A 24,434-nucleotide genomic window follows, 5' to 3' on the forward strand; every position below is an offset into this window, starting at 1 on the left:
TCAATCCTCGTCCAGGTCGAGCTCGAGGTGCAGCTCTACGAGTTGCTCGGGGTCGACCACGCTGGGGGCGTCGCACATAATATCGGAGGCGCGCTGAGTCTTCGGGAAGGCGATGACGTCGCGGATATTGGGCTTGTTGGTCAGCAGGCTGACCAGACGGTCCATGCCGAAGGCCAAACCGCCGTGGGGAGGCGGGCCGTATTGGAATGCGTCGATGAGGAAGCCGAATTTATCGCGCGCTTCCTGCTCGGTGAATCCGAGAATATTGAAGATCTTCTCCTGGATCTCACTGCGGTGGATACGAATCGAGCCGCCGCCGATCTCCGAGCCGTTCAGGACCAGGTCATAGGCCTGGGCATAGGCCTTCTCGGGCGCGGTTTCGAGAAGATCGAAATCCTGCGGGCGCGGGCTGGTGAACGGATGGTGCATCGGGGCCAACTCGCCGGTCTCTTCGTCATGCTCGAAGAGGGGGAATTCGGTGATCCACACGAATTTGAAGTCGCCTTCTTTGATGAGGCCAAGGTCCTTGGCGATCTGCTTGCGCAGGTTGCCCAGGCTGGCGTTGGCGATATTGCGCGTCGATGCGACGAAGAGCAAAAGGTCGCCGGCGTTGGCGCCGAATTTGGTCTCGACCGTGGCGCGGGTTTCGTCGTCGAAGAAGCGCGAGATCGAGCCCGACCAGCCGTCTTCGTTGACCTTGGCCCAGGCCAGCCCCTTGGCGCCGTAGATCTTGGCGAATTCCTCGAGGGCGTCGATATTTTTGCGGCTCATGCTCGTCGCGCCGCCAGGCACGCAGATGCCTTTGACCTTTCCGCCGTCGGCGATGGTCGCAGAGAAGACCTTGAAGTCGCTGTCTTTGAGCTCTTCGCTGAAGTCGACCAATTCCAGGCCGAAGCGCAGGTCCGGGTCGTCCAGGCCGTAGCGGTCGACGGCCTCGTCGTAGCGCAGGCGCTTGAAGCTGTCTTCCAGGTCGACGTCGATGACGTCCTTGAAGATCTTCTTAATCATGCCCTCACAGATCGACATGATCTCGTCGGGGGTGATGAAGGAGAGCTCCATATCGATCTGGGTGAACTCGGGCTGGCGGTCGGCGCGCAGGTCCTCGTCGCGGAAGCAGCGCACGATCTGGAAATAGCGGTCGAAGCCGGCGACCATCAGGAGCTGTTTGAAGAGCTGAGGCGACTGGGGCAGGGCGTAGAACTTGCCCGGGTTCACGCGGCTGGGTACGAGATAATCGCGCGCGCCTTCGGGCGTGGAGCGGGTCAGATAGGGGGTCTCGACTTCGAGAAATCCGTTGTCGACCAGGTAGTTGCGCACGATCTGGTTGACCTTGCTGCGCACGATCATCGACTGCTGCAGCTTCGGGCGACGCAGGTCGAGGTAGCGATACTCAAGGCGCAACATCTCGTTGGCGTCGGTCTCGTCGCGGATCAAGAAGGGCGGGGTTTGAGCGACCGAGAAGACATGCACTTCCTCGGCCATCACCTCGATCGCGCCGGTGGGCATATCGCTATTGGAGTTCTCGCCGCGGCTCAAGACCTTGCCGCGAACGCCGATGCACCACTCCGAGCGCAGCGAGTCGGCCTTCTTGAAGGTCTCTTCGCCGTAGTCCGGATCAAATCGCACCTGGCAGACGCCTTCGCGGTCGCGAAGGTCGACAAAGATCATGCCGCCCAGGTCGCGGTTTCTGCTCACCCAGCCGAATAGGACAACTTCTTGGTCGATATGAGACGCACGCAACTCTCCACACATGTGGGTACGCGGGTTCTCTTGCAGAAATGTGGCCACGGTTTCTCCAGTCATTTTAAGTTCAATTTTACGCGCTTCTTTATACCGCTACGCGCATAATGACGCCGTGCGTCATCGCGAAGTTGGTGGAATTAAACACGCACCTTGATGCATGTCAACGTATTGGGCGATCAAATAATTCTCACGCACTTTCTCAGGGGCAAAATGCGGTTTTAATCTCGGCGCATCACCCGTCGGATGAACGGTCAGACGCGGTTTGAGGAATCGAGGCTTGTGGGGGATTTTCGGCCCCCGAAGTTGTTCAATTGGATAAGCATTGCGTCTTCTATATGGGGTGGATTATCTGGGCTTTGTTGTTTGGTAATCGTGCGGTGTGCTATACCTTGATGCTGCGCGAAACGCCTAACTTCGGGGGCTTCGCATCGAGTAAGCTGGAGTGATGCTTCGGGTTCCGATTCGCCTTAATTTCACCGAATTCCAGCGGGAACATTGCCCGAGCCACTCGTATAGACGCGGGCGCTCGACGTTCTTACTTAATGATATAAAAGCCGAAATTATAATTTTCGAGTGAATGGACCAATATGAATATGCAAAAGAAATGGACAAGCTTTCCCTTGGCGATGATCGGGCTGTTCTGCCTGCTCGGGTTGCAGCCGGGCTGTGCGGATGAGGATGATAGCGCAGGGCCGGGAAGGCCCAGCGTCAGCGTGGCGAGCGACGCCGGGTTTGGGTCGACAGGCGATACGGGCGATGCCGGTGACGCAGAAGAAGATGTCGAGGAATGCGTTGGGGAGACCGACGCGGAATTATGCGACGCCAGCGCGGCGACCTGTGGTGAGTTGGTGGTGACCGATAGCTGCGGTGTGGAGCGGACCGTCGAGAGCTGCGGTGAGTGCAACGCGCCGGATTCCTGTGGTGCGCTCGAGGCGAATCTGTGCGGATGCGCGCCGCAGACTGACGATGAGTTGTGTGCCGAAAACTCGGCGGTATGCGGCGAGTTGGTAGTGACTGACCGGTGCAACATCGAGCGCACGGTCGCGAGCTGCGGTGAGTGTGCGGGGGTCGAGTCCTGCGGCGAGCTTGCCGCGAACCAGTGTGGCTGTGAGCCGCAGACCGACGCTGAGCTGTGCGCCGAGAACTCCGCGGTCTGCGGTGAGTTGGTCGTAACCGACCGCTGCGGCGTGGAGCGAACCGTCAGCAGCTGTGGCGACTGCGTGGCGCCGGACCAATGTGGCGACATCGCGCCGAACCAATGCGGCTGCGCGCTGCCGACGGTGGCGGAGCTATGCGCCGAGAATAACCTCGAGTGCGGCGAAACCCAGGTCGTCGATAAATGCGGCGCGGATCGCATCCTCGATTGTGGCGAAGAGTCGCTGGTCTGCACCACGCCCTTTGATACTTGCGGCGGCGGCGGTGACGATAATATCTGCGGATGTACCCCGACCACCTGCGAGGAGAGCGGGACCCTCTGTGGCCAGATCGACGACGGCTGCGGCGGCACGCTCGACTGTAATTATTTCTGCGTCGAAGGGCTGTCGCTGGGCGCCAACCACGCCTGCGCGCTCGGCTCGGGCAAGGCAAAGTGTTGGGGCAACAATACCCGCGGAAAGCTCGGCGATGATTCCACCACGCAGCGAAAAAACCCGGTGGACGTCTCCGGCCTGGATCTCATCACCCAGATTTCGAGCGGCGGCGGGCATACCTGCGCGCTCACCCACGACCAGAAGGTCATCTGCTGGGGCGATAACTCCGAGAGTCAACTCGGCATCGGCACAACGGTCGACGCGCGCAAGCCTGGCCTGGCGGCGGTTACCTCCGGGGCGACCCAGGTCGTCACCGGTGACGAACATACCTGCGCGCTGGTCAATGGCGGCGTGAAATGCTGGGGCGCCAGTGGGGACGGGCAAATCGGAAACGATGAGATCACGCTGGGGGCAAAAATCGGCGTCCCGATCGAGGTCACCGGCCTCACCTCTGGCGTGTCTATGATCGCCGCCGGCGCCTACCATAACTGCGCATTGCTCGACGACGGCTCCGTGCAATGTTGGGGGCGCGGCGACTACGGTCAGCTCGCCAATCTTTCGACCACACCGGAACTGGGTGGAACCGCGGTCGGTGTGCGAGAGCCGGACGTTCTGAGAACAGCCGCGCGTGAAAAGACGCCGGTCACGGTCGTGGGGCTGCCGTCCGATGTGGTTCAGATCACCGCTGGCGATAACTTCTCCTGCGCGCGCACTGCGCCTGGCGAGCTGTTTTGCTGGGGCGCGATGACCTTCCAGAGCCTGATTTGTGAGGTCGATGGACGCCGCGCCGATGATTGCGCAGTCTTCCCGACTATCGGTCTGGGTCACCCGATTGTGCGGTATCGAAAGGTCGTGAAATCAGCAAATCCCGATGCTGATGATGTGTGTCAACCTCCAGCGACGCGAAGAAATCCTGTAACAGATAAGTGTGAGTGGGATGAGTATCCGGTTACGAAGGCCTATATCGACCGCGCGCAGCTTACGCCCTTGCAGATATCGGACACCCGCAACAACCTCGATGTCGCGGCAGGCGCCAATCACATTTGTGCGCGCAGTGACGAGGCCGACCCGACCAGGACGAATGTCTTTTGCATGGGCCGAAACGCCACGGGTCAGCTCGGCGATGGCACCACGAACTCTTGGACCTCGCCGCGGGCCGTGCACGCCGACTCCGTCGGTAATGTGATGCGGGCGGAATCTTCGACCGTGCCGTTCTCGCTGTCGCTTGGCGATGAGTTTAGCTGCGCGATTGTCGAGGATAATAACCTGCAATGCTGGGGCAGTAACCGTGACGGCCAGATTGGCAACACGGCGCTGTCGCGCGACGAGAGTCTCATCCCCTTTGATGTGAAAATCTCGTATTGATTCGACACCGCCGCCCGCCAGGGCGCCAGTGAGGTGAAAGAGAAACCGAGCCGCCCCCTCACGGGCGGCTCGGTTTTTTTGACGTTTAGGCGATTCCGGATACAGTGGCGGCGTTAATGAGCGCGAGGGAACGCGCGTCACGATTTTTTCATGGAGGAAACGATGTCTATTCGGCGTTTAGGTGTGTGTTTTAGTCTTATTTTGATGGGTGCCGTGGGCGCCTCGGTTGGTTGCGGAGACCCGGTCGATGCGCTGGGCGACGGCAGCCTGCAGCTTGAGTGGGAGGTCAATCCGCTCGGGTGTGAGGGGGCGGATATCGAGCGCGTGCAGGTCAGCCTGCAGAGCGCGTACCAGACCTATGAGGAGAGCTTTCGTTGCACCGACTCCGGCGCCATCCTCTCCGGCATTGAGGCTGGGACCTACGAACTCGAAGTGAGCGGGAATAACGACGTCGGACGGCCGATTTTTTCGGTGAAGCCGCGCAAGGTCACCGTGAGCGCCGAGAAGCTCAACACCACCTCGATGATTCGCCTGACCGCCAAACCCTCCGAGGTCCAGGTTGTCTGGGGATTTGAAAACGGGCTGGTCTGCGGCGCCAACGGCGTCTCCAAGCTCGAGATCGCTTTTTACGACGACCAGTCCTTTGAGCACGAGCGCTTTCGCGTTTCCTGCGACGCGGGCAGCGCCACGGCCGGAGACCTCTTCGCCGGCGACTATATCGTCGAGGTGAGCAGCGTCGATAGCGAAGTTAAATTTAGCGGCTTCGAGGAGATTGAACTCGAGCGCGGCATCAACGTGGATGTTCGCGTTGAATTAAAGCCCAAGACCACCCGTCCAAGCACCGGCGAGCACTAAGTCTACTTTGAATTCAGACGGCCCATATTTAGGCCGTTGGTTTTGAAGCACCACTTGCGCTAGGCTGATATTGAGAAATATTCTTTCAGGTATCCAAAATTTGAGCAGAGGAACGCAGATGCTAGTCAGAAATCGGAATTGGGTCGTTGGCTTGTCGCTGGTGGTAGGTTTTTCGGGCGTGCTCATTGGCTGCGGCGATGATGCGCCGACCGGACCCGGCGGGCTCGAGGTCACATGGAAGACCAGCCCGCGAGGCTGCGAGGATTCCGGCGTTGAGCAGGTGAATATTCAATTGACCCGAGACGACGTCTCCACCGATAATCTCTTCCCATGCACCGACGGCGCTGCGCTCATCGAGGAGATCGACCCGGCAGAATATACGCTGACGGCCTTGGGTCTCGACGACGAGAGTCGCACCATCTTCATCGCCGAGTCGACGAAGGTCACCGTGGTCAGTGATTCAGTGCGCTCCGCCAAGGAGCAGGTTTTGACCGCGAAGCCCGCCGAAGTGAAGGTTGAGTGGCGCTTTGACGGTGGCGCGATGTGCAATTCGGTGGGCGTCTCCGAGGTATCTGTGTCGATCTTTGATGACGCGGACTTCTTGATTCAGAACGACACCTTCTCCTGTGGCGATGGCTTCACGGTCTTTGGCGATATCAAGACCACCGGTGATTTCACCGTCATCGCCGAAGCCAACGGCGCGGATGAAAAAGTATACCGGGGCGACGAGACCGTCTCCCTGGACCGCGGCGAAGAGGCTGAGGTCATCGTCGTGATGTCCGAAGAAGCGGCGCAATAAGCAGCGGAAGTAACTAATCGCCGGCGCGCTGGCAAAAAAAGAGCGGCCCGAAAGGGCCGCTCTTTTTTTGCGTTATCTGAATCCAAAAATCACTTGCGCGTCGCCACATAGATATAGTTGACGCCGAACATCGCAGGCTTGGCGACGACCTTCTCCTCGAAGCAGCCGGTCTCGCGAATCATCGCGACGAATTCGTCGCCGTAGGGGAAGTTGTCGGAGGTGCGCTGCAGGTATTGGAAGGCGCTCTTATCGGCACCGGCCATGCCCCCGATGGTCGGGATAACCCAGCGGTTATAGGCGAGGTAGAAGGGGCGCAGGATGGCCGGCGGCTGGCCGAACTCGAGCACGACCAGGCGGCCGCCGGGGCGAAGCACGCGCGCCATCTCTTTGAGCGCGACCAGCGGCTGGTCGACGTTGCGGATGCCGTAGGCGATGGACGCGATATCAAAGGACGCGTCTTCAAAGCTCAGGTCCTGGGCATCCTCGACTCGCCACTCGATATCGGCGCCTTGCTTGGCCGATTTGCGCTCGGCGTGCGACAGCATATCGGCGTTGAAATCGGTGCCCACAACGCGCGCGTTAGGGCCGACGATATCGTGAAATTGCAGGGTCAAGTCGCCCGTGCCAGCGGCGCAGTCCAGTACATCTTCGCCGCGCTTGGCCCCCGAGAGTTTCACGGCTTTTCGCCGCACGCCCTGATCGGTGCCCATCGAGATAAAGCGGTTCGCGCGGTCATAGCGGTCGGCGATGCGCGAGAACATCTGATTGACTTCAGCGGACATGATTTCTCCTATCGGTTTCGATATTGCTTCAAAAGATATGGATGCGCGGCGCCGGGGGCGTTTCGTTGGCCCTCGGCGTCGCGAAATAGGCTCAAATGGCCCGGCCCACGGCGTGCGCGACCGGCGTGACCGCGGCCATCAGGGCGTCGAATTCGTGCGGCGTGAGGGCCTGGTCGGCGTCGCAAAGCGCACGGTTGGGCTGCGGGTGAACCTCGACCATGGCCCCGTCGAGGCCGGCCGCGGCGGTGGCTGCGACCGCGCCTGCCAGCAACGTAGGGATGCCGATGGCGTGCGAGGGGTCGACGATCACCGGAAGATGCGTGCGCTCCTTGGCCCACATCGCCCCGGCGATATCCATCGTGAAGCGGGTCTCCTGGCCGAAGCTGCGGATGCCGCGCTCGCATAGGATGATCTGGTCGTTTCCGCCCTTGGCGATATACTCGGCGGCCATCAGCCATTCGCTGAGCGTGGCGCCGAAGTTACGCTTGAGGAGCACCGGGATCTTGGTGCGCCCGACGGCCTCGAGCAGCGCGAAATTTTGCATATTGCGCGCGCCGATCTGGAAGGCGTCGACGCGCTCTTCGAGTTCATGGACCATCGGCGCCGACATGACTTCGGTGACGAAGGGCAGGTTGAACTCGGTCGCGGTGCGGCGAAGCATCGCGATGCCGTCGAGGCCGTGGCCCTGGAAGGAGTCCGGCGAGGTGCGCGGTTTGAACGCGCCGCCGCGCAGCACGCGCGCGCCCGATTTAGCGACCGCACGCGCGGCTTCGTCGAGCAACTCCTGGGACTCGACGGCGCAGGGGCCGGCGATGACCACGAAGTCTTTGGCGCCGAAGACGACGTCGCCGATGCGGACCGTCGAACCCTGCGGGTGCAGATTGCGCCCGACGCGCGGAAATTCAGCGCCGAGCGTGGGCGCCTGGGCTTCGCATTGCGTCGACTGGGTGGCTTTGGCGTCGGTGGGCTTTGCGTCGCGACGCTCTGCGGCGGGTTTGGTGGGTGCGATATTGTCGCCAAGCATAGGCTTTCTCGGGTAAAAAATAAGTCGTTATATAATGCGGCAAAAAAGTATGTTTTTGAGCTAATTATCGCCGTCAGTAGTGGCGAAGAGTGCTCTTATTTGATGTCGGTTCGTTTTTGAAGTGGCGGTCCGCGGTATTTCGTCGATAAACCGCCATTTTCTCGGTATTTTAAAGGGAGCCAACTCGGCTGCGCACGCTTGTTTGAGCGTCTGTAATAGGGGCTCCGTCGGGGCGTTGGAGTCCTTGCGGACAACAACCGCCGCCACGACCTGGCCCCATTCCGGGTCATCCACGCCGACCACGGCAAGTTCCCTTACACCGTCAACGCCGCGCAGCACACGCGCAACTTCGGTCGGGTCGACATTTTCGCCGCCGCTCACGATCAGGTCGCTGATGCGATGCTCGATATGAAGGTAGCCCTCCGCGTCGAGCCAACCCATATCGCCGGTGTGAAACCATCCGTCGATAAATCGCAAATCATGCTCGGGTGGGTCCGCGTCCGTGCTCAAATAGCCCGGACTTTGCATCGGGCCGCTCACCCGAATTTGGCCGACCTCGCCGGCCGCGCACGCGCTGCCATCCTCGGCTTCGATGCGAATCGTGACGCCGTCCAGTGGCGTCCCTGCGGTGTCAAATCGGTCGTCGCCACCGGGTGTGCGCTGGCGGGTCTCGTGCGGCGACAGCGTCGCGATTTGAGAGCCCATTTCGGTCATGCCGTAGGTCGGCAGCGCCGGGATGCCTCGGCGGTGTGCCTCGCGCAAGAGCTCCGCGTCCATCGGACCGCCGCCGATGAGCACTGCGCGCAACCGGGTGCGGATATCAGCATCGGCTTCGTCGAGCAAGCGATAGAGCATCGTCGGCACAAATGAGGCCAGGGTCACGCGCTGCTCGGCGAGGAGCGCGAGGACCTCGGGGGCCGAGAATCCCGGCATCAGCTCAAACGAGGTTCCGTAGATCGCGCTTCGCAGCATGATGGCCAATCCGCCGACGTGGCATAGCGGCAGGCAGCAGAGCCAGTGGTCATCTTCGCACAGCCCCAGGCGCATCGACGACGCGCTTGCGCTGGCCTGATGATTTTGAACGCTCAGCGGCACCGCCTTGGCGTGGCCGCTGGTGCCCGAGGTGAAGAGCACCGTCATGGTATCTTCGCCGTTGATTTGCGCGGGCAGGCATTCGCTTCCAAGCGGCGCGATGGGCGCGCTAAAATCAAGGATATTTGTCGGCGGATGCTTCAACTCAGCGAGGCGACCCGCGTCGTCCACGAGCAATAGCTCCAGCGCGATCTTCGAGAGCTGGATATCCAATTCGGCCGCGCTCGCCTTCGAGTGCAGGGGAACAAGTGTCGCGCCCACCCACAAAATCGCGTGCGCCCAGAAGACAAAATCGAGGCTATTCTGGGAATCTGGCGAGGTCAGGATGCCGACCCGTGAACCACGCGCAACCCCGCGCTCTTGCAGGGCGATCGCGCGGCGCTGGGCCTCACCGGCGAGCTCGGCATAGGTGAGCGCGACGTCGCCGGCGCGCAGCGCGAGCGTGTCACCTCGGTCAATCCATCGTTGCGCGAGCCACGGTCTCATCATGCTCCCTCGGTCGAAGTGAAGGCGACGGTCGGCACAAATCCCAGGCCGTGGGCGCCGCTGAGGATAAACTTCGCGCCTTCGATGCGGTCGGCGTCGGGCGCGGTGTCTTCGCGAAACCACCCGCCGGTGGCGAGGCCGTGCGGGCCTGCGACCTGCGGGAAGGCAGCGGCGAGCTGGGCGACCGCGCGGCGTCCAATCGCGGAGGCGATAAGATTGCTCAGGACCACGCGCACGTCGTTCTCGATCGCCAGGGCGATGAGCTTCGCGCTCGGCAAAAGGCCGCCGAGGGTCGAGGGTTTGAGGACGACGGCGCGCATCGCGCCCCCCTCGATCAATCGCGCGCAGGCCGTGTAGGAATCCGCGCTCTCATCGGCCGCAATGGCCAGGTTGGAGGAGGCGCCTCGTTGCTCGGCTTGGGCGGCGAATTGGGTGAGGAAGTCGTCGAAATCTTCGACGGCGACCGGTTGCTCGACGAGGTCGATGCCGTCGGTCGGGAAGTCGCGCGCGATGGTGTGGGTGATGCCCAGGGCCTCGGCGACCGACCACGCGCCGTTTGCGTCCAGGCGCAACTTGAGCTCCGGGGCGAGGGCGCAGAGGGTGGCGATTTTGGCGATGTCATCGTGCAGCGGGTCGGCGCCGACCTTGACCTTCAGGACTTCGTAGCCTTCTTGGCGCGCGAGGGTCGCGTGCTCCAAAAGCGCGTCGAGCGCCACCGCGCCGACGGTGCTCTGAAGCGCGATGGCGGTCGGCAAATCGCCGACCACCTCGGGGCTGAATCGCTCGTAAATTAGCTGCGCAATCGTCGTTTTTTTATGGCGCGCGAGGGCATCCAAAAGCGCCAGTTCAACGCCAAATCGAAGCGTCGGATATTTGCCAATCTGGGGGAGGGCCGCGTCGAGGTTCTCGATGGATTCGACGCTCACAGCGCCCTCGAGCGCCTCCAAAATCGCAGCGCAATCCGCCACGGTCTCGTCGCTCCAGCCCGGCAGCGGCGCGACTTCCCCGTAACCCATCACCGACGCACCGTCGACCTGAATCGTCGCGCGCAGCACGATGACCTCACGCCGCGTGATCGTCTTTCGCGACGTCACAAAGGGGCGCGTCAGCTCTAGCTCAATCGCGCTGAAGTCGAGGCGCGCAAGCTCGAATGCCTGGCTGCGAATCGTGCTCATCAAATGCCCCCCGAGAGCGCGATGCCGATCGTGTATAAGATGCCGAAAATAATAAGCAATTGCGCGGTTTGGCCCAGCAGCGGGTTGAGCTCGCGCCCGGTCTTTTGCCCGATGGCGCGCACGCGAACAATCGCCAGCGGCAGCGTCAGCAAGGGCAGGAGCACCCAGGCGTTGGCGCCGAAAAACGCGATATGCAGCGGCGGAATCGCGTAGGAGGCGAGCATCAAAATCGCGTATTGCGCGCGCGCGGCGCGCCCGCCGAAGCGCACCGCAAGGGTGTTCTTGCCGACGACGCGGTCGGTGTCCATATCGCGATAATTATTGACCACGAGGATGGCCGTCGACAAAAATCCGATGGGGATCGCGGCGACAAACGACAGCGTCGACCACTCAAGCGCCTGCACAAAATAGGTCGCGCTCACGGCGATGAGGCCGAAGAAGATAAAGACGAAGATATCGCCCAACCCGTTATAGCCCAGCGGATACGGGCCGCCGGTGTAGGCGATGCCCGACAGGATCGACGCGATGCCGATGACGACGATGGGCCAGCCCGCCACCCAGATAAGATAGACGCCGACGAGCGCCGCCAGGGCGAAGGTCAGAGCCGTGGCGTTTCGCACCTTTGTGGCCGAGATGATCCCGGCCTGGACGACGCGCGTCGGCCCGAGGCGGTCCTCGGTATCGGCGCCCTTTTTATCGTCGAAATAATCGTTCGCGAAATTCGTCCCGATCTGAATCAGGCTCGCCCCGATCAATGCGGCCAGCGCAGGGAGAAGAGCAAATTTGCCGGCAGCATACGCCAGCGCGCTACCCACCAATACGGGGACGATGGCCGCCGCCATGGTTTTGGGGCGAGAAGCCATGATCCAGGCTTGGACGGTCGACGGGCGGGATGTGGGGGCGGTGGACATATTTACTGCTATCCAAACGACAAAAAAAGGAGTCTTAAAATTAATTAATCGTGATTCAATGAGACGCGATGGCCGCACCGACGCGCTTTCGCAGGGCGTCGGTGGTCTGCTTATCGAACTCGGGATCGATTTTCACGTGGATGACTTGCAATCCCGGGGTGCCGAACGATTCGTTGAGCGCCTCTTTCAACGCCTCGCTGGTATTGGCCTCGAGCCGGGTGATGGCGCCCGGGAGCATCGCCTCGACCGACAGCGGCGGGGCGGTGGTGAAATGGCGCTCGTGCACCTTCTCGAATTTTGTAATCGGCAGATAGTCGAAGATGGCGCCGCCGGCGTTGTCGACCACCAGCACGGTAGCCTCGACCCCGATCTCGGCGGCCAAAAGTAGCGCGCTGAGGTCGTGTCGAAGGGCGACATCGCCGATGACGATCACCGTGGGCGCGGCGTCATTCGGGGCTTCGTATTGTCGGCCCATCGCCAGGCCCAGGCCGGTCGCGATGATGCCGTCGATGCCATTTAGGCCCCGGTTAAAATGCACGTCGAGCGTAGCGTTTGCGCGGCACATATAGGTGTCGAGGTGGCGCGTCGACATGCTATTCGACACAAAGATCCCCGCTCCCTCCGGCAACTCCTGTCCCAGCGTATCCCAGATGCTCGCCGAGTTTAGCTGAGTAATATCAAGGAGTTGGGTGCTGAGGGTGTCGGCCGCGACGGTGTCGCGTTGGCGATGGGTGTCAACCCAACGCGGTGAACCCGAGATGGTTTGAGAGCCGTCGGCCAGCCGCGCGTTAAGCGCCTCGAAGAAGTTGCGCTCATCGCAGCTTATTTGCTGGGCCGCGAAATGCTCCGGGTCGTTGAGGTCGAGCGTCGGGCCGACCACGATTTGCTCGACCCCGTCGAGATTTCGCAACCATTTTTGCAGCGCCCACAAAAGCGGCGCGCGCCCGGTGCGGATGATAAGGTCCGGCGTCTCATCGGGCGAATACGCCGTATAGGGCGGGCTCGAAAAGAGCAGGTCACCGGCGCTCAAAATATTTGGCCCACGCTCATTCCAATGGCGCATCGCCGAGGTCGGCTCGGCAAAGATCGGCGCGCCGATATTCTCGGCGAAGTCGCGAAGCGCGTCGCGATAATAGGCGCCGCGCTCGTCGGCGCCGGCTAAAATCATCGGCCGCTTCGTGGTCTTCAGCCGCCCCAGCAGGGCAGAAATCGTCGCCGAGTCCGGCGCGCTCAGCCCGGTTGAGATCTGTAAATAGGGGCGGCCGTCCGGGCGCCCCATCGTGGCGACGGGCGCCGTTTTTGCCAGCTCGGTCGGCACAAAGTCGGGGCTGCTCGCCGGGACTTCGATGGGCTCAAGTGGTTTTCGGAACGGGATATTCAGGTGCACCGGCCCGGACTTCGCGTGGGTAAATGCGCGGCAGGCGATGCTGCGCAAATATGTCAGTTTGGAGGCAGTCGCCTCGGGTTGGGCGAAGCCGTGGAACCAGCGGATGCGGTCGCCGAAGAGCTTATGCTGGTCCATCGTCTGCGAGCCGCCGCAATCGTGAAGATCGGCGGGCCGGTCGGCGCTCAGAATAATCAGCGGGATATCGGCCTCGCTGGCCTCACATACGGCCGGAAAATAATTCGCGGCGGCGGTGCCCGAGGTGCAGATAAGCGCCACGGGGCGGCCGGTGGCTTTGGCCAGGCCGAGGGCGAAGAACGCCGCGGAGCGCTCGTCGACGATCGAGATATCGCGAATATCGGGATGCTCGAAGGCCTGGACCACCAGCGGCGTGGAGCGCGAGCCGGGGGAGATGCAGATATCGCGAAGCCCGCAGCGCGCGAGCTCGTCGATCAACGCCCGCGACCAGAGCGTGTTGATATTGGGCGCCAACAGGGCGTCGGTCTGGGCGGGGCGGGTTTGGGTGGAAGAGGTCATCCTAAAACCATGGCTGCGAGGGCGCGCAGGAGCGGCTCGAATTTTGCGCGGGTTTCGGTCCATTCCAGCTCGATATCGCTGTCGCGGGTGATACCGGCACCAGCGAAGAGCAGCGCCTGGGTGTCTCCGGCCAGCGCGCAGCGAAGGGCGACGTCAAACTCGCCGTTCCCCTCAAGGTCCATCCAGCCGAACGTGCCGGCGTAGAGGCCGCGGTCGAAGCCTTCAAATTGGGCGATGAGCTCGCGGGCGAGCTTTCGCGGTGTGCCGCAAACCGCAGGGGTTGGGTGCAGGGCGTCGACGACTTCGGCCAGGCCCACGCCGGGTTTTAGTCTCCCGGAGATATCGCTCAAAAGATGCGACACATTGGTCAGACGTTTGATCTTCGGCGTCGGGTCGCTCGTCAACTCGCTGCAATAGGGCGCCAGCGAGTCGAGGATCATATCAACCACGAATTGATGCTCTTCGAGTTCTTTGGGTTTGTTCAGCAGGGCGTCGCCCTCGTTCGCCTTCGCGGTGCCAGCGAGCGCCATCGTATGAACCTCGCCGTCTTTGACCTGGGCGAGGCGCTCGGGCGTCGCGCCGAAAAATACCGGATAATCCTCGTTTTCGGGCGACGAGATCGCAAAGCGGGTGCAGGTCGGATAGGACTCCGAGAGAAGTTGTAGGGCGGCCCGAAGATCGATGGACTGCGTCATATCCAGACGGACGCGGCGCGCCAGGACGACCTTGGGGGCGACGTGATCTTTGGTGACGCGCTCGACGCCGTAGCAAAAGGTGTCGCGGTCGAGCCAGAGGTGATCTGCGGATTGGGTGGTTGTGAAGCCCAGGCGACCGCTCCGATGGTCGCGCGCTGCCGCCGCCAGCAGCGCCTCCCAACGCTGCCAGATCGCTTCGAGTTTATCTGCCTCGCCGATGATCAGCGCGCTGGTTTTGCCGTCTTTTCGGCGCAGCAATATCTCGGGCAGATAGATCTCGCGGCGGGCGTAGCCGGCCCAACTACTCGCTGGATCCCGGGCGTATTCGGGGTCAAACGCGCTCCAGCCCAGCAGGCGGATCTTATCCTGGTGGGCGAGCGTGTCGGCGTCGGTGAGCGCGTCGCGCAGCGCCCCAAATCGCGAGGCGATGGAGTCCTGCTCGCCCGCGCGCGCGCTGGCCGCGACGCCAAGCCCTAGGAGTTGGTCACCGGCGGCGGTGCTTCGATAATACGAGCGCGCGAGCGTGGCGGAGCGGGCGAAGACAACGCGGAGGTCTTCGCAATCGACCGTTCGGAACGCGGCCGATAGGCGCGCAGGCATCGGGCTATCGGGCTGCGCCGAGGCGGCGCAGTCGTGGGTCGATGTCTTTTCGTTGCGGTCGTTCGCCATAATCCTCAGGCCTTCACGGCGGGGAAATGATCAATAATGCCACGGGAATTTTGAGAAATCCTGCGGACGCTTCTCAAGGAAGGCGTTGCGACCCTCTTGGGCCTCGTCGGTTCCGTAGCCCAGGCGCGTCGCTTCGCCTGCGAAAAGCTGCTGCCCGACGATGCCTTCGTCGGGCATATTGAACGCGTATTTAAGCATCCGCATCGCGGTCGGGCTCTTGGAGTTGATGATATCACCCATCTCCAGCGCGCGCTTCTCAAGGTCGGCGTGGTCGACGACTTCGTTGACCATGCCCATCTGCAGAGCTTCTTCGGCGCTATAGTTTTTGCCTAAAAAGAAGATCTCGCGGGCGCGTTTCTGACCAACCTGACGGGCGAGCAGGGCGGAGCCGTAGCCGGCGTCAAAGCTTGCGACGTCGGGGTCGGTTTGTTTGAAGATCGCGTGCTCACGGCTGGCGATGGTCATATCGCAGACCACGTGCAGGCTATGCCCGCCGCCGACCGCCCAGCCCGGCACCACCGCGATGACGACCTTGGGCATAAAGCGAATCAAGCGCTGAACTTCGAGGATATGCAGGCGCCCAAGCGCAGTCGGGGCTTGCCCTGAAGCGCCATCGTATTTATAGCCGTCTTTTCCGCGCACGGATTGATCGCCGCCAGCGGAGAAAGCCCAGCCGCCGTCTTTGGCCGAGGGGCCGTTTCCGGTGATCAAGACGCAGCCCACGCCCGAGTCGCATCGGGCATGCTCGAGCGCCTGATAAAGGGCGTCGACCGTCTGCGGGCGGAAGGAGTTGCGGCACTCCGGCCGGTTAAAAGCGATGCGCACGGTGCCCTTGGGGCGAATATTTCCGTCGGCGTCGGTTTCGATGGCGCGGTGGTAGGTGATGTCTTCAAAGTCAAACCCTTCGACCGCCCGCCACGCGGAGGGATCGAAGATCTCAGAGACCTTGGTATCCAGAGATTTGTTTTTTTCTGAAGCTTGATTGGTGGTTGCCATAATTTTCTCGGGGATTTATCGAGGTTGGGGTGCGATTCAAAAGGTCACTCTTGACGCCTTCCAATACCCGGTTTAGCATCTTTGGCGCAAAGTTCAAGGCGTCTTGAACTCATTAAACTCAATAAATGTGGCTTTTTATGACTGATGCATCGGCGCTAAAAAATTCATCGTTTTCACCCGCGGGACTGCCTGTTGAGCAGGGGGCAGAACCGACCTTTGGTGCGAGCGAGGCCGGGTTTGTTGCGGCGGTCGAGCGGCGCCTTCGTGAGGCGCTTTTGCTCGGGGAAGATGCGGATTCCGCAGGCGAATTGCTCAGCGAGGCGTCCACGCATCTGACGCTGGCCGACGCTGCCAAGCGTGCGCGGCCTCGACTGCTCTGGTATTTCGCCCGGGCGCTGTCCGAAGGCGATCTCTTCAGTGACGGTCCGGGCGCCCAGGAAGAGTTCGCGGCGCTGGTCGACTTTGCGGTCGTCGCCGAACTTATCCACACCGCCAGCTTGATGCACGACGACGTGCTCGACGAGGCCACGCTTCGCCGCGGGCTCCCGAGCGTCAACGCCAACTGGGGCAATTGCATCGCGGTGCTCGGCGGTGACGCGATGCTGGTCAAGGGCCTGCAGATGCTCGAGCCGTACGGCATGAACTTCATGTCGCTGGGCCTGAAGGTCGTCGGTCAGATGACCCACTCCCTGGTGCTCGAGGTGCAGTCTCGCGCGCAGACCGATGTCACCGAAGAAACCTGGCACGCGATCGCCGACGGCAAGACCGGGATCCTCTTTGGCTGGTGCGGGTCGACTCCCGCGATGCGCGCCGGCAAATCGGATATCGCCGAGCGTCTACACCGCTGCGGACACCACCTCGGCGTGGCCTTCCAACTCGCCGATGACCTCAAAGACCTCACGGGCGCAGACGTCGGTAAGCATCGCTTCACCGATATTCGCACCCGCACGCCGGCCTATCCGCTGGTCTGGGCGATGAACGCCTCGCCCGAGACCCGCGCGCGCTTCGAGGAGCTCTGGGCGAGCGAAGAAATCTCGGAAGACGACGTCGAGTCTGCCGGCCAGCAATTGCTCGAATCCGGCGCCCTCGAGGCCACGCAAGCCGCGCTTCGCCTCGAGATCGACAGCGCCCTCGAAGCGCTCGGCGAATACGCCACCCGCCCCGGCGGTCGTGAGATCGCGGGCTTCGCGATGAGCCTTCGCGGGTTCCTCTAAGTGCTTGAATTGATTGCCCTTACGCAGAAAAGCCTCGCCCGTGAGTGAACTCACCGGCGAGGCTTTTTTGTGCTCATGAGGCGAGCTTAGTTTTTGACCAGGCCGCCATCGACCACCAGGTTTTGACCAGTGACCGATCGCGCCCACGGCGAGGCGAAGAAGAGGGCCGCGTCGGCAAATTCAGCCGGCGTCGTGACGCGGCGGAGCGGCGTCGCTCCCGCGATAAAATCAAAGACAGCCTCGGGCGTCGCGGCCGACGCATCGGTCGTGCGAAGCAGCCCTCCGGACACCATATTGACCGTGATTCCGTCCGGCCCAAGATCCTGGGACATCGTACGCGTCAGCGACAAGAGCGCAGCCTTTGCCGCGGTATAGTCATGGTACGGGACCACCGGGTTCTGGAAGAGGTTGGTCCCGACGTTGATGATGCGCCCGAAGCCCAATTCGCGCATCCCGGCAAGCGCGGCTTGGGTGGTATTGAGCGACCCACGCACGATACCGTCGAGCTGCTGGTTCATATTCTCCCAGCTCAATTGATCCGCGTGCGGACGCGCGTCGCCGTTGAAGGAAAACGCCGGCAACGCGTTATTGACCACGGTCGTGATCGGCATGCCAAAATGCGCCTGCGCCTCGGCGAAGAGCTTCTCGACCGCGGCCTTGTCGCGCACATCCGCCTGCACGGCCAACGCTCGCTCCGGCGCCTCGGCGGCCAACGCGGCGGCCGCGTCTGAGCTCTTAAAATAGTTGATCACGACACGGGCACCCTCGCGCAAAAACGCGCGCACCAGATGCTCGCCGAGCCCCCGAGCGCCGCCGGTGACCAGGACCAATTGATTGTCGAATGTGTGTTTTGAATGCGTCATCTTCTTTGCCTCTCATGGTTGTGGGAGGCGAAGGTATGCGCGGGCGCAACGCGCCGCGAGCCGGTAGGGCAGACATCCCTTCGCCAGTATGAACTGGATCAGGTTCGACGGGTATTATCTCAGCCCGCACAGCCGGTTGGCCGCGGGACACCCCGTGTCACGCGAGGAACTTAGCGCAGATATGCGGTGGGTTCAATCGGCGAGGCGGCCCGCTTGTGCGCGCCTCGCCGTAGGTGGGAGTAGGCGATATCAGAGCGACTGTCGCGGGGTCGCTTCGAAGCTGCCGGTCACCTGGATTGTGCCGGCGGGGGTTGCGTCCATCGGCTCCGCGTAGCGGTCGGCGGTGAACTCAAAGGTGCCGCTGACCTTGGCGTCGGTCGAGGTTTCGATCTTTAAGACGCCGCCGCCGGAGCGTTGAGAGGTGTATTCAACCGCGTTGACGAAATCGCCATCTTCGATATGGGTGTAGACCGCCTGGAATTGCCCCGGATCGTTGCTGGCGGCGCCGATGATATACTCGCCCGGGCTTGGCCGGGTGGCGGTATCCGAGATTGCCATAAGGGTGAGGCTAAAGGTCTGGGGAGAGATGTCGTTCATGGACAACTCCCAGGTCTGGGTGGGGCCGAAATCCATCTCGCTAAAGTCTGCGAAACCCGCACGGCTTGCGCTGACCTCGCCGCTTAAGTTTAGCGTGACGCTACCCATGCTGGAGTCTGATGGCCTGTCGCCGCCGTTGCCACTATTATTGCTGGCGCTGCTGCCCCCGTTGTCATTATTGGTGCTATCGCCGTCGTCGCCGCAACCGCTGAGTCCAATGGCAAGCGCCGCAAATAAATAGATAAAAAGATGAGATTTTTTACGCATCATTTCTCCATCGAAAAATTGGGTGGTGGTCGGTTATTTCTTCCGAAGTTCTATCGCAAATGCAGTATAGGGTATAGACGTCGAGCCATGATAATTATTCAAATCCAGCGCGAACGCCTGGAAATAGATATGAGGCGAGCCCGGGCTTGTTGTTTTTTGGCCAAAGAGGCAATTCTGGCCTAAGCTGGGGTTGAGCGTGCGATGCGCGTGCTTTTAAGAAAATTATTATTTCATCGAGTTATAAATGCTGAGTCGTACGATGAGCAGGGTGTCTAAAATGATGCGGATCGGGTTGGTGGTGCTGGCGGCGCAGATGATGGCGTCGGTGGCCAGCGCCCAGGCCCCAAAGCCGGCAAATGATCTTCTGTTGCTGATCACCGAACGGGTGGACGGCGGGTTTAATGATGCCCAGGCGCCCACGCTCAATTATTGGTGGGCGCAGCCTGCCGCACCAAATTGGTCGCCGTCAGATAAGATCATCCACGAGGTCCTGGGGCAAAAAAAGGTCGGCGTTTTGGCGCCCACCGGAAAGGTCCAGATCAGTAAGATCTACCGGCGCCCGGGGCTCTCCACGGCCAACGCCGCGACGCTCGGTGAGCTCGTGGGCGCAAAGAAGGTGCTCGTCGGGACGGTGACCTATTCGCTGGCCGAGCCGATTGATGCGCTTGGGTTGCGCCGGGTGTCGGCCTACGCCGAGCTGCAATTGATGGCGGCCGAATCGGGCGCCTCGCCCCAGCAGCGTTTTACGGTGGAGCGTGAGGTCTTCGCTGCTCTGGGCGACGACGGCCTGACCCAGGCGCGCGAGGAGCTGAGCCGGGCGCTCGGGACCCTGGTCGCGGCGAGCGTAAGTCGCGGCGCCGGGCCTGTTGGAGTGCAAGAAGAGGAGCGCTATATTGGGCTGAGAAACGCCGAGAATGCCGAGACACTTCAGGAGGTTGTCGCGTTTTTGGAGAGCCTTGATGTCGTCAAAAAGGTCAGCGTTCGCTGGGCCTCCGAGGGGGTGATTGCCCTGGAGATTAACCCGGGCGCGGTCGATAGCTCCGACACCATTGAGTACGCGATCCGCGCGCTGAGCAACCAGAGCTTTGAGCGCTTCTCGCTGGTAAAGAACGCGCGCTCCCGTGTGGAAGGCATGGCCGAATTTGATGTCGCGCCGGCCGCCGGAACAGCATTTTAAGTGAATCAATTTTGGCGTATTGAGATCGCTGGTTTTTGAATTGCGGTGACTTATCTGCCCGCTGATTTTGCCTCAAGCCGAGGTGCAGCGAAGGGCCTGGCTTAACCTGGAAGTACGGAGTGCATTGTGCCCGAGGAATCGCAAGAAAACGAGACGACCAAGAAGCCGAGTGAGGCGACGCCAAAGCCCGACGCATCCAAGCCCGGCGCGCAGCGCAAAGAAGCCAGCGCGGGGCGCAAAAAGGAGGCGGTCTGCGTCGACGAGGTGGCCGAGGCCGTCGCGTTGCACCCAGCCCTGCAGCGCGAGCCGCGCTTGCTGACGCCGTCGGCTCAGTGGAGCCATTATAGCCGCTATGTTTATCTGCTCTCGAAGCTCTTATTCTTCGGGATCATTTTGGGCATCGGCGTCTGGCTCACCCAGTCGCTGGCCGCGGTGCTCTTCCCCATATTTGTCAGCTTGCTTATCGCGTATCTGCTCGACCCGGGCATCGATTGGCTCGAAGGGCGCCGGGTCAATCGCACCGTGGGAATCCTGCTCTATATCTTCTTGGGCGTGCTCGCGATGGCCGGGATGGTGCTCTTCCTCTACCCGACGATCGCGCGCCTGGTGATGAGCCTTGTGCACAAGGCCCCGGGTCTATTTGAGATGCTCCAGAAGGAGCAAATCCCCTGGTTTGAGCGCACCTTTAGGGTCAGCATTCCGCCAACCTTCCGCGAGGCCATCACGGAGTATAGCGCGCAATTAGAGCAAGCATTACCCGGGGTTATCCAGAAAGTCGGCGCCTGGCTCAGCGGCATCTTGACCCAGACCGGCGCGATCATGTCGAGCCTGCTTAACCTGGTGATGATCCCTGTATTTAGCTTCTACTTCTTGCGCGATTTCGACGTCATGAAGCGTCACTCGACGGTGTTGCTCCCCGCCTATCGTCGCGACTTCTTGATGAATCGTCTCCGCAAGATGGACGCGGTCGTCGGTGAGTGGTTCCGAGGTCAGCTGCAAGTCGCGGCAATCCTGGGCGTGCTCTACTCGATTGGTTTGACCGCCGTCTTCGCCAGCGTCGGCATTGAGTGGAGCAGCGGCGTGGCGGTCGGCGTGGTGGTCGGCATCCTGAGCATCATCCCGTATTTCGGCGTCTTTATCGGCGTCATCATGGCCGCGCTCATCGTCTTGATTGAGTGGAGCGGCATCGGCGCGGTCATCGCGGTCGGCGCCGTATTCATGGTCGTGCAGCTGCTCGAGGGCTATATCATCACCCCCAAGGTGGTCGGTGAGAAGGTTGGGCTGAGCCCGGTCGTCGTTATCATCGTGTTGCTCCTGGGCGGCGAGTTGGGCGGGCTGATGGGCATCCTCTTGTCGATTCCGGTCGCGGGCGCGCTCAAGGTGCTCCTGCCCGACCTCATCGAATATTATCAATCTACCCCGTTCTATACCGGCACGGTTGAGCGCCCCGCGTTTACCAGTACGCTCGACGCCCGCACGCGCCCGCGCTTTGTGAATTATGCCGACGAAGCCGCAGACGGAGCGGTGGACGAAAAGGCTCCCGCTCAGCCCGCGCCAGCCGATGCGCCGCCGAAGTCCCCGACAAAAGAGGTCGCACCGTCGAAAACTGCCGGCCCGATGTCGGACGAAAAGGGCGCCTCGCAGCCAGGTTTTTCCGCCGACGCTACGCCCGATGTGCCGGTGGCTGAGCCCGAAGCGGACTGAGCGAGCGCTCCCTCGATCGCCTCGATTGTCGGCACCCGGCGCCAATTCCAATTGTCATTGGCCCGGGTTCGCGCGTAAGGTGAGTCAAAGAGTAATTCGCCGAAGCCTCAGGCTCATCTTTGGCGTCCATGATCTTGATGACGTCCACCTAAGTTGTTGAAAGTCTATGACCGAGAAGCCCGACACGCCCGACAGCGCACAATCGCCGCAGGATGGAGCGTCGCTCCGTGATCGGCTGCGCGCTTATGTTCGCCAGCAATTCGGAGACCTCCCCACCGCCGAACTCGCCGCAGCACTGTCTGATTGCGCTGAGGAGTTTCGCGACGAGGCGACGACCGCGTCGCACCCTGCCGGGCCAAGCGGCTCGACCCTGTCGACATTCTCGAGCGTCCGCTCGGAAGCCCCGCGTACCACGCTGAGCCTGAGCGGCGCGATTACACCGGCGCAGAGCACCCTCAATACCAAGAATCCCTATATCATCCTGCGCGCGGCGAATCGCGACGAGGTCGCGGTCCTCCTGCATCAGGCCATTCAGGTCGGCGCGATTGTGCTGAACCTGGATGAGTCCGTCGCCCTCAACGATTTGATCAATATTGAGTTGACGCTGGTGGACGCGCAATTCTCGATCCGCACCCAGGGCAAAGTCGTGCATATCTCCCCGGCGGGCACCGCGGTGGAGGTCTCGCGCATCGATCGCGAAGATCGCATCGCGTTGCAGGGGATTCTCGGGGACCATCAAGAAGCGGTGACCCGCCTGCGCAACGCGCGCGGCGGCGCCGGGCAGGCCGACGCCTCCTCATCCGAGAGTGGCCGACGCGGGCGCGGCGCGACGGTATCGTCGGGCCGTATGACCGCGGCGCTTCGCCAACAAACGCTGCACGCATCCTTGCCCAACCGTGGCGAAGCGATGGAGGCAGGCGAAGCTCACGACGCCGAAGAGGAGTCGAGCGTGGCCAATAGCGCGCCCGCGCAAGGAGCCGCGCTGGATCGCTCGTCGCGAAGCGCCAAGGGCGCTGCCCTGGCAAATTCGATCTTCTCGCGTCACAAGCGGCCGTCATCGAGCGTGACCCTCGGCGCGCTCAATCGCTTCGACGGTCCGCAGGATTTCACCTCGCGCCGAGAAGTCGAGCTCATCGACCCCGATATGCGGGTGCTCACCTCAACAGCGCGCCGCATTGGGGCTGCGCTAAAGCCCAGCGATACGCAACCGCTGGGCAGTCTTCCGTCCCTGGGGGACGAGGGCAGTCCCGAAGAATTGAGCACCCTATTTGGCCCCGAGCTTCCCTGGATCATTCCCGCCGGCTCGCCGGCGCGCGTCGAGGAATTGACCGGCGAGCGCGTGGTCGATGTCATGCTTCAATTGTCTGGTAGCGGCTTTAGCGGGCTGGTTGAGACCGTCGGTTCGGGCATTGACCGCCAGATTTATTTTGACGGCGGGCTGGTGGTCGAGATCCGGCGCCGGCCGCGCTTCTCTCACGAGGAGCTCGGCCCGATGCTCCATATGGCCGACCATATCGACGCCCAACAACTGGCGATGGCCGCGGCCTATGCCGAGGAAAATCAGACCATTTTCGAGCGAAGCCTGCTCGAACTGGAGTTGCTCGACCAGGACAGCATCCGCCACGCGATCGCCGGCCGACTTACCTTTTTGCTCCGCGCGATCTGTGAACTCGACAGCGGCCAAATTCGGGTCTTCGACAATCAGTCGATGCCGGCGGGGTATCTGCCCGCGCCGCCGCTGCGCGTGCACGTGCCGGTTGAGCGCATCATCTATAAGCGACTCTTCGAGCGTCTCAAAAAGTTCGACGCCGTCCAGCGCGGCGCGATGGTCTCGGAGCATCTGGATGCCTATCCCGAGGTCGCGCCCGACGGCTATGAGCGCCTTGAGCGTGTGGTGCTTAGCCCGGAGCATACCCGCCTGGTCGAGCGCATCCTGGGCGAGCGTCGCCGGCTTCGCGAGGTCTTTACCGAGAGCAGCCTGTCGCCCTCGGAGACCGCCGCGGTGGTCCACGCATTGCACCGCATGGGCGTGCTGCGCTTCGACACCTCATTGCATAAAACCATCGTGCGCGAGCGCTACCGCGAGAACGTCACGGTGAAATATCTCAGCGTGCATAAGGCCAGCTATTTCGAAGTCTTGAACGTGCACTGGTCGAGCTATGATGAGATGATCGACAAAGCCTATAAGGAGTTGTCAGACCAATTCGACCCGGCGGCGGTCCCGGACTCCATGGAAGCGGAGGTGGTGGGGCGGGTGCGTGAGATTCACGAGCGGGTCGAGCGCGCCTATCAGACGCTGGCCGACCATGAGAATCGCCAGGCCTATCGCAAGCGAATTATGCCTGCCTATAAGCTGTCTCACGCCATCCCATTATTCTTGAAGCAATCGGAGTTGGCTGAGCGGCGCACCGAATGGGCCGAGGCGATCGATTCGCTGCGTCGGGTGCTTGAGATCGACCCGGGCAATGAAAAAGCCGGCCTGCACCTCGCTCGAATTCAGCAGATGCAGGCCAGCAATATTTCTCCAGACCCCACCGAGTCGAACTTCTAAAGCGACTCGGTTGATTTGA

The 24,434-nt window shown here is 61.7% G+C and carries 18 protein-coding genes and 1 riboswitch; of the genes, 7 read left to right on the forward strand and 11 right to left on the reverse strand.

What is annotated here, in order from left to right; genetic code table 11:
• Positions 1-1,803 carry an aspartate--tRNA ligase gene (gene aspS / locus DN745_RS03395; RefSeq protein WP_111332190.1) on the reverse strand — a complete coding sequence of 601 codons (1,803 nt, stop codon included), beginning with the start codon at positions 1,801-1,803 and terminating at the stop codon, positions 1-3.
• A gap of 527 nt (positions 1,804-2,330) precedes the next feature.
• On the opposite strand from aspS, the gene DN745_RS03400 reads away from it, so the two are divergent.
• From DN745_RS03400 to DN745_RS03410, 3 genes are all read left to right on the forward strand, one after another.
• Positions 2,331-4,637: an RCC1 domain-containing protein gene (locus DN745_RS03400; RefSeq protein ID WP_111332192.1), complete on the forward strand. Its 2,307-nt coding sequence runs from the start codon at positions 2,331-2,333 to the stop codon at positions 4,635-4,637.
• 162 nt (positions 4,638-4,799) lie between these two features.
• Positions 4,800-5,492, forward strand: coding sequence for a hypothetical protein (locus tag DN745_RS03405; RefSeq protein WP_133621735.1), 693 nt, complete (start codon positions 4,800-4,802; stop codon positions 5,490-5,492).
• 118 nt (positions 5,493-5,610) lie between these two features.
• Positions 5,611-6,291: a hypothetical protein gene (locus DN745_RS03410; RefSeq protein ID WP_133621736.1), complete on the forward strand. Its 681-nt coding sequence runs from the start codon at positions 5,611-5,613 to the stop codon at positions 6,289-6,291.
• An 89-nt stretch (positions 6,292-6,380) separates the two neighbouring features.
• On the opposite strand, the gene DN745_RS03415 is transcribed toward DN745_RS03410, so the two are convergent.
• The 8 genes from DN745_RS03415 to DN745_RS03450 all read right to left on the reverse strand — a co-directional run bounded on the left by DN745_RS03415 (position 6,381) and on the right by DN745_RS03450 (position 16,042).
• Positions 6,381-7,073, reverse strand: a complete 693-nt coding sequence (locus DN745_RS03415) for a ubiquinone/menaquinone biosynthesis methyltransferase (RefSeq protein WP_111332198.1) — start codon at positions 7,071-7,073, stop codon at positions 6,381-6,383.
• A gap of 91 nt (positions 7,074-7,164) precedes the next feature.
• Positions 7,165-8,097 carry a 3-deoxy-7-phosphoheptulonate synthase gene (gene aroF, locus DN745_RS03420; protein ID WP_111332200.1) on the reverse strand — a complete coding sequence of 311 codons (933 nt, stop codon included), beginning with the start codon at positions 8,095-8,097 and terminating at the stop codon, positions 7,165-7,167.
• 60 nt (positions 8,098-8,157) lie between these two features.
• Positions 8,158-9,678 carry an o-succinylbenzoate--CoA ligase gene (menE, locus tag DN745_RS03425; protein WP_111332202.1) on the reverse strand — a complete coding sequence of 507 codons (1,521 nt, stop codon included), beginning with the start codon at positions 9,676-9,678 and terminating at the stop codon, positions 8,158-8,160.
• Positions 9,675-10,850, reverse strand: coding sequence for an o-succinylbenzoate synthase (menC, locus tag DN745_RS03430; RefSeq protein WP_111332204.1), 1,176 nt, complete (start codon positions 10,848-10,850; stop codon positions 9,675-9,677). The genes menE and menC overlap by 4 nt, the downstream gene beginning before the upstream one ends.
• A complete protein-coding gene (locus DN745_RS03435; protein WP_111332206.1) occupies positions 10,850-11,761 on the reverse strand; it encodes a 1,4-dihydroxy-2-naphthoate polyprenyltransferase in 912 nt (303 codons plus the stop codon). The genes menC and DN745_RS03435 overlap by 1 nt, the downstream gene beginning before the upstream one ends.
• Positions 11,762-11,816: 55 nt before the next feature.
• Complete coding sequence (gene menD / locus DN745_RS03440) at positions 11,817-13,682, reverse strand: 2-succinyl-5-enolpyruvyl-6-hydroxy-3-cyclohexene-1-carboxylic-acid synthase (RefSeq protein ID WP_162687426.1); 1,866 nt, start codon at positions 13,680-13,682, stop codon at positions 11,817-11,819.
• Positions 13,679-15,046, reverse strand: a complete 1,368-nt coding sequence (locus DN745_RS03445) for an isochorismate synthase (RefSeq protein WP_111332210.1) — start codon at positions 15,044-15,046, stop codon at positions 13,679-13,681. Before DN745_RS03445 ends, menD begins: the two co-directional genes overlap by 4 nt.
• A gap of 30 nt (positions 15,047-15,076) precedes the next feature.
• Positions 15,077-16,042, reverse strand: coding sequence for a 1,4-dihydroxy-2-naphthoyl-CoA synthase (locus DN745_RS03450; RefSeq protein ID WP_204355077.1), 966 nt, complete (start codon positions 16,040-16,042; stop codon positions 15,077-15,079).
• A gap of 137 nt (positions 16,043-16,179) precedes the next feature.
• Between DN745_RS03450 and DN745_RS03455 the strand changes: the two genes are divergently transcribed.
• On the forward strand, positions 16,180-17,256 hold the full coding sequence (locus tag DN745_RS03455) for a polyprenyl synthetase family protein (RefSeq protein WP_162687427.1): 1,077 nt from the start codon (positions 16,180-16,182) through the stop codon (positions 17,254-17,256).
• Positions 17,257-17,342: 86 nt separating this feature from the next.
• Here the strand turns inward: DN745_RS03455 and DN745_RS03460 are convergent, their stop codons facing one another.
• Positions 17,343-18,119: a 3-oxoacyl-ACP reductase gene (locus DN745_RS03460; RefSeq protein WP_111332214.1), complete on the reverse strand. Its 777-nt coding sequence runs from the start codon at positions 18,117-18,119 to the stop codon at positions 17,343-17,345.
• Between the two features lie 58 nt (positions 18,120-18,177).
• A riboswitch (TPP riboswitch) is annotated at positions 18,178-18,284 on the reverse strand.
• 84 nt (positions 18,285-18,368) lie between these two features.
• The gene (locus DN745_RS03465; protein WP_111332216.1) at positions 18,369-18,983 is read right to left on the reverse strand and encodes a hypothetical protein; all 615 of its coding nucleotides are present in this window, start codon (positions 18,981-18,983) and stop codon (positions 18,369-18,371) included.
• A 244-nt stretch (positions 18,984-19,227) separates the two neighbouring features.
• Here DN745_RS03465 and DN745_RS19165 point away from each other — a divergent pair, with 244 nt between their 5' ends.
• The 3 genes from DN745_RS19165 to DN745_RS03495 all read left to right on the forward strand — a co-directional run bounded on the left by DN745_RS19165 (position 19,228) and on the right by DN745_RS03495 (position 24,415).
• Entirely contained in the window at positions 19,228-20,160 is a 933-nt protein-coding gene (locus DN745_RS19165; RefSeq protein WP_133621737.1) for a hypothetical protein, read from the forward strand.
• 126 nt (positions 20,161-20,286) lie between these two features.
• Positions 20,287-21,864 carry an AI-2E family transporter gene (locus DN745_RS03490; protein ID WP_162687428.1) on the forward strand — a complete coding sequence of 526 codons (1,578 nt, stop codon included), beginning with the start codon at positions 20,287-20,289 and terminating at the stop codon, positions 21,862-21,864.
• Positions 21,865-22,030: 166 nt separating this feature from the next.
• Positions 22,031-24,415: a DnaJ domain-containing protein gene (locus DN745_RS03495; RefSeq protein WP_111332228.1), complete on the forward strand. Its 2,385-nt coding sequence runs from the start codon at positions 22,031-22,033 to the stop codon at positions 24,413-24,415.
• Positions 24,416-24,434 lie beyond the last annotated feature (19 nt).

The organism is Bradymonas sediminis (assembly GCF_003258315.1).
GTDB classification, from domain to species: Bacteria; Myxococcota_A; Bradymonadia; order Bradymonadales; family Bradymonadaceae; genus Bradymonas; species Bradymonas sediminis.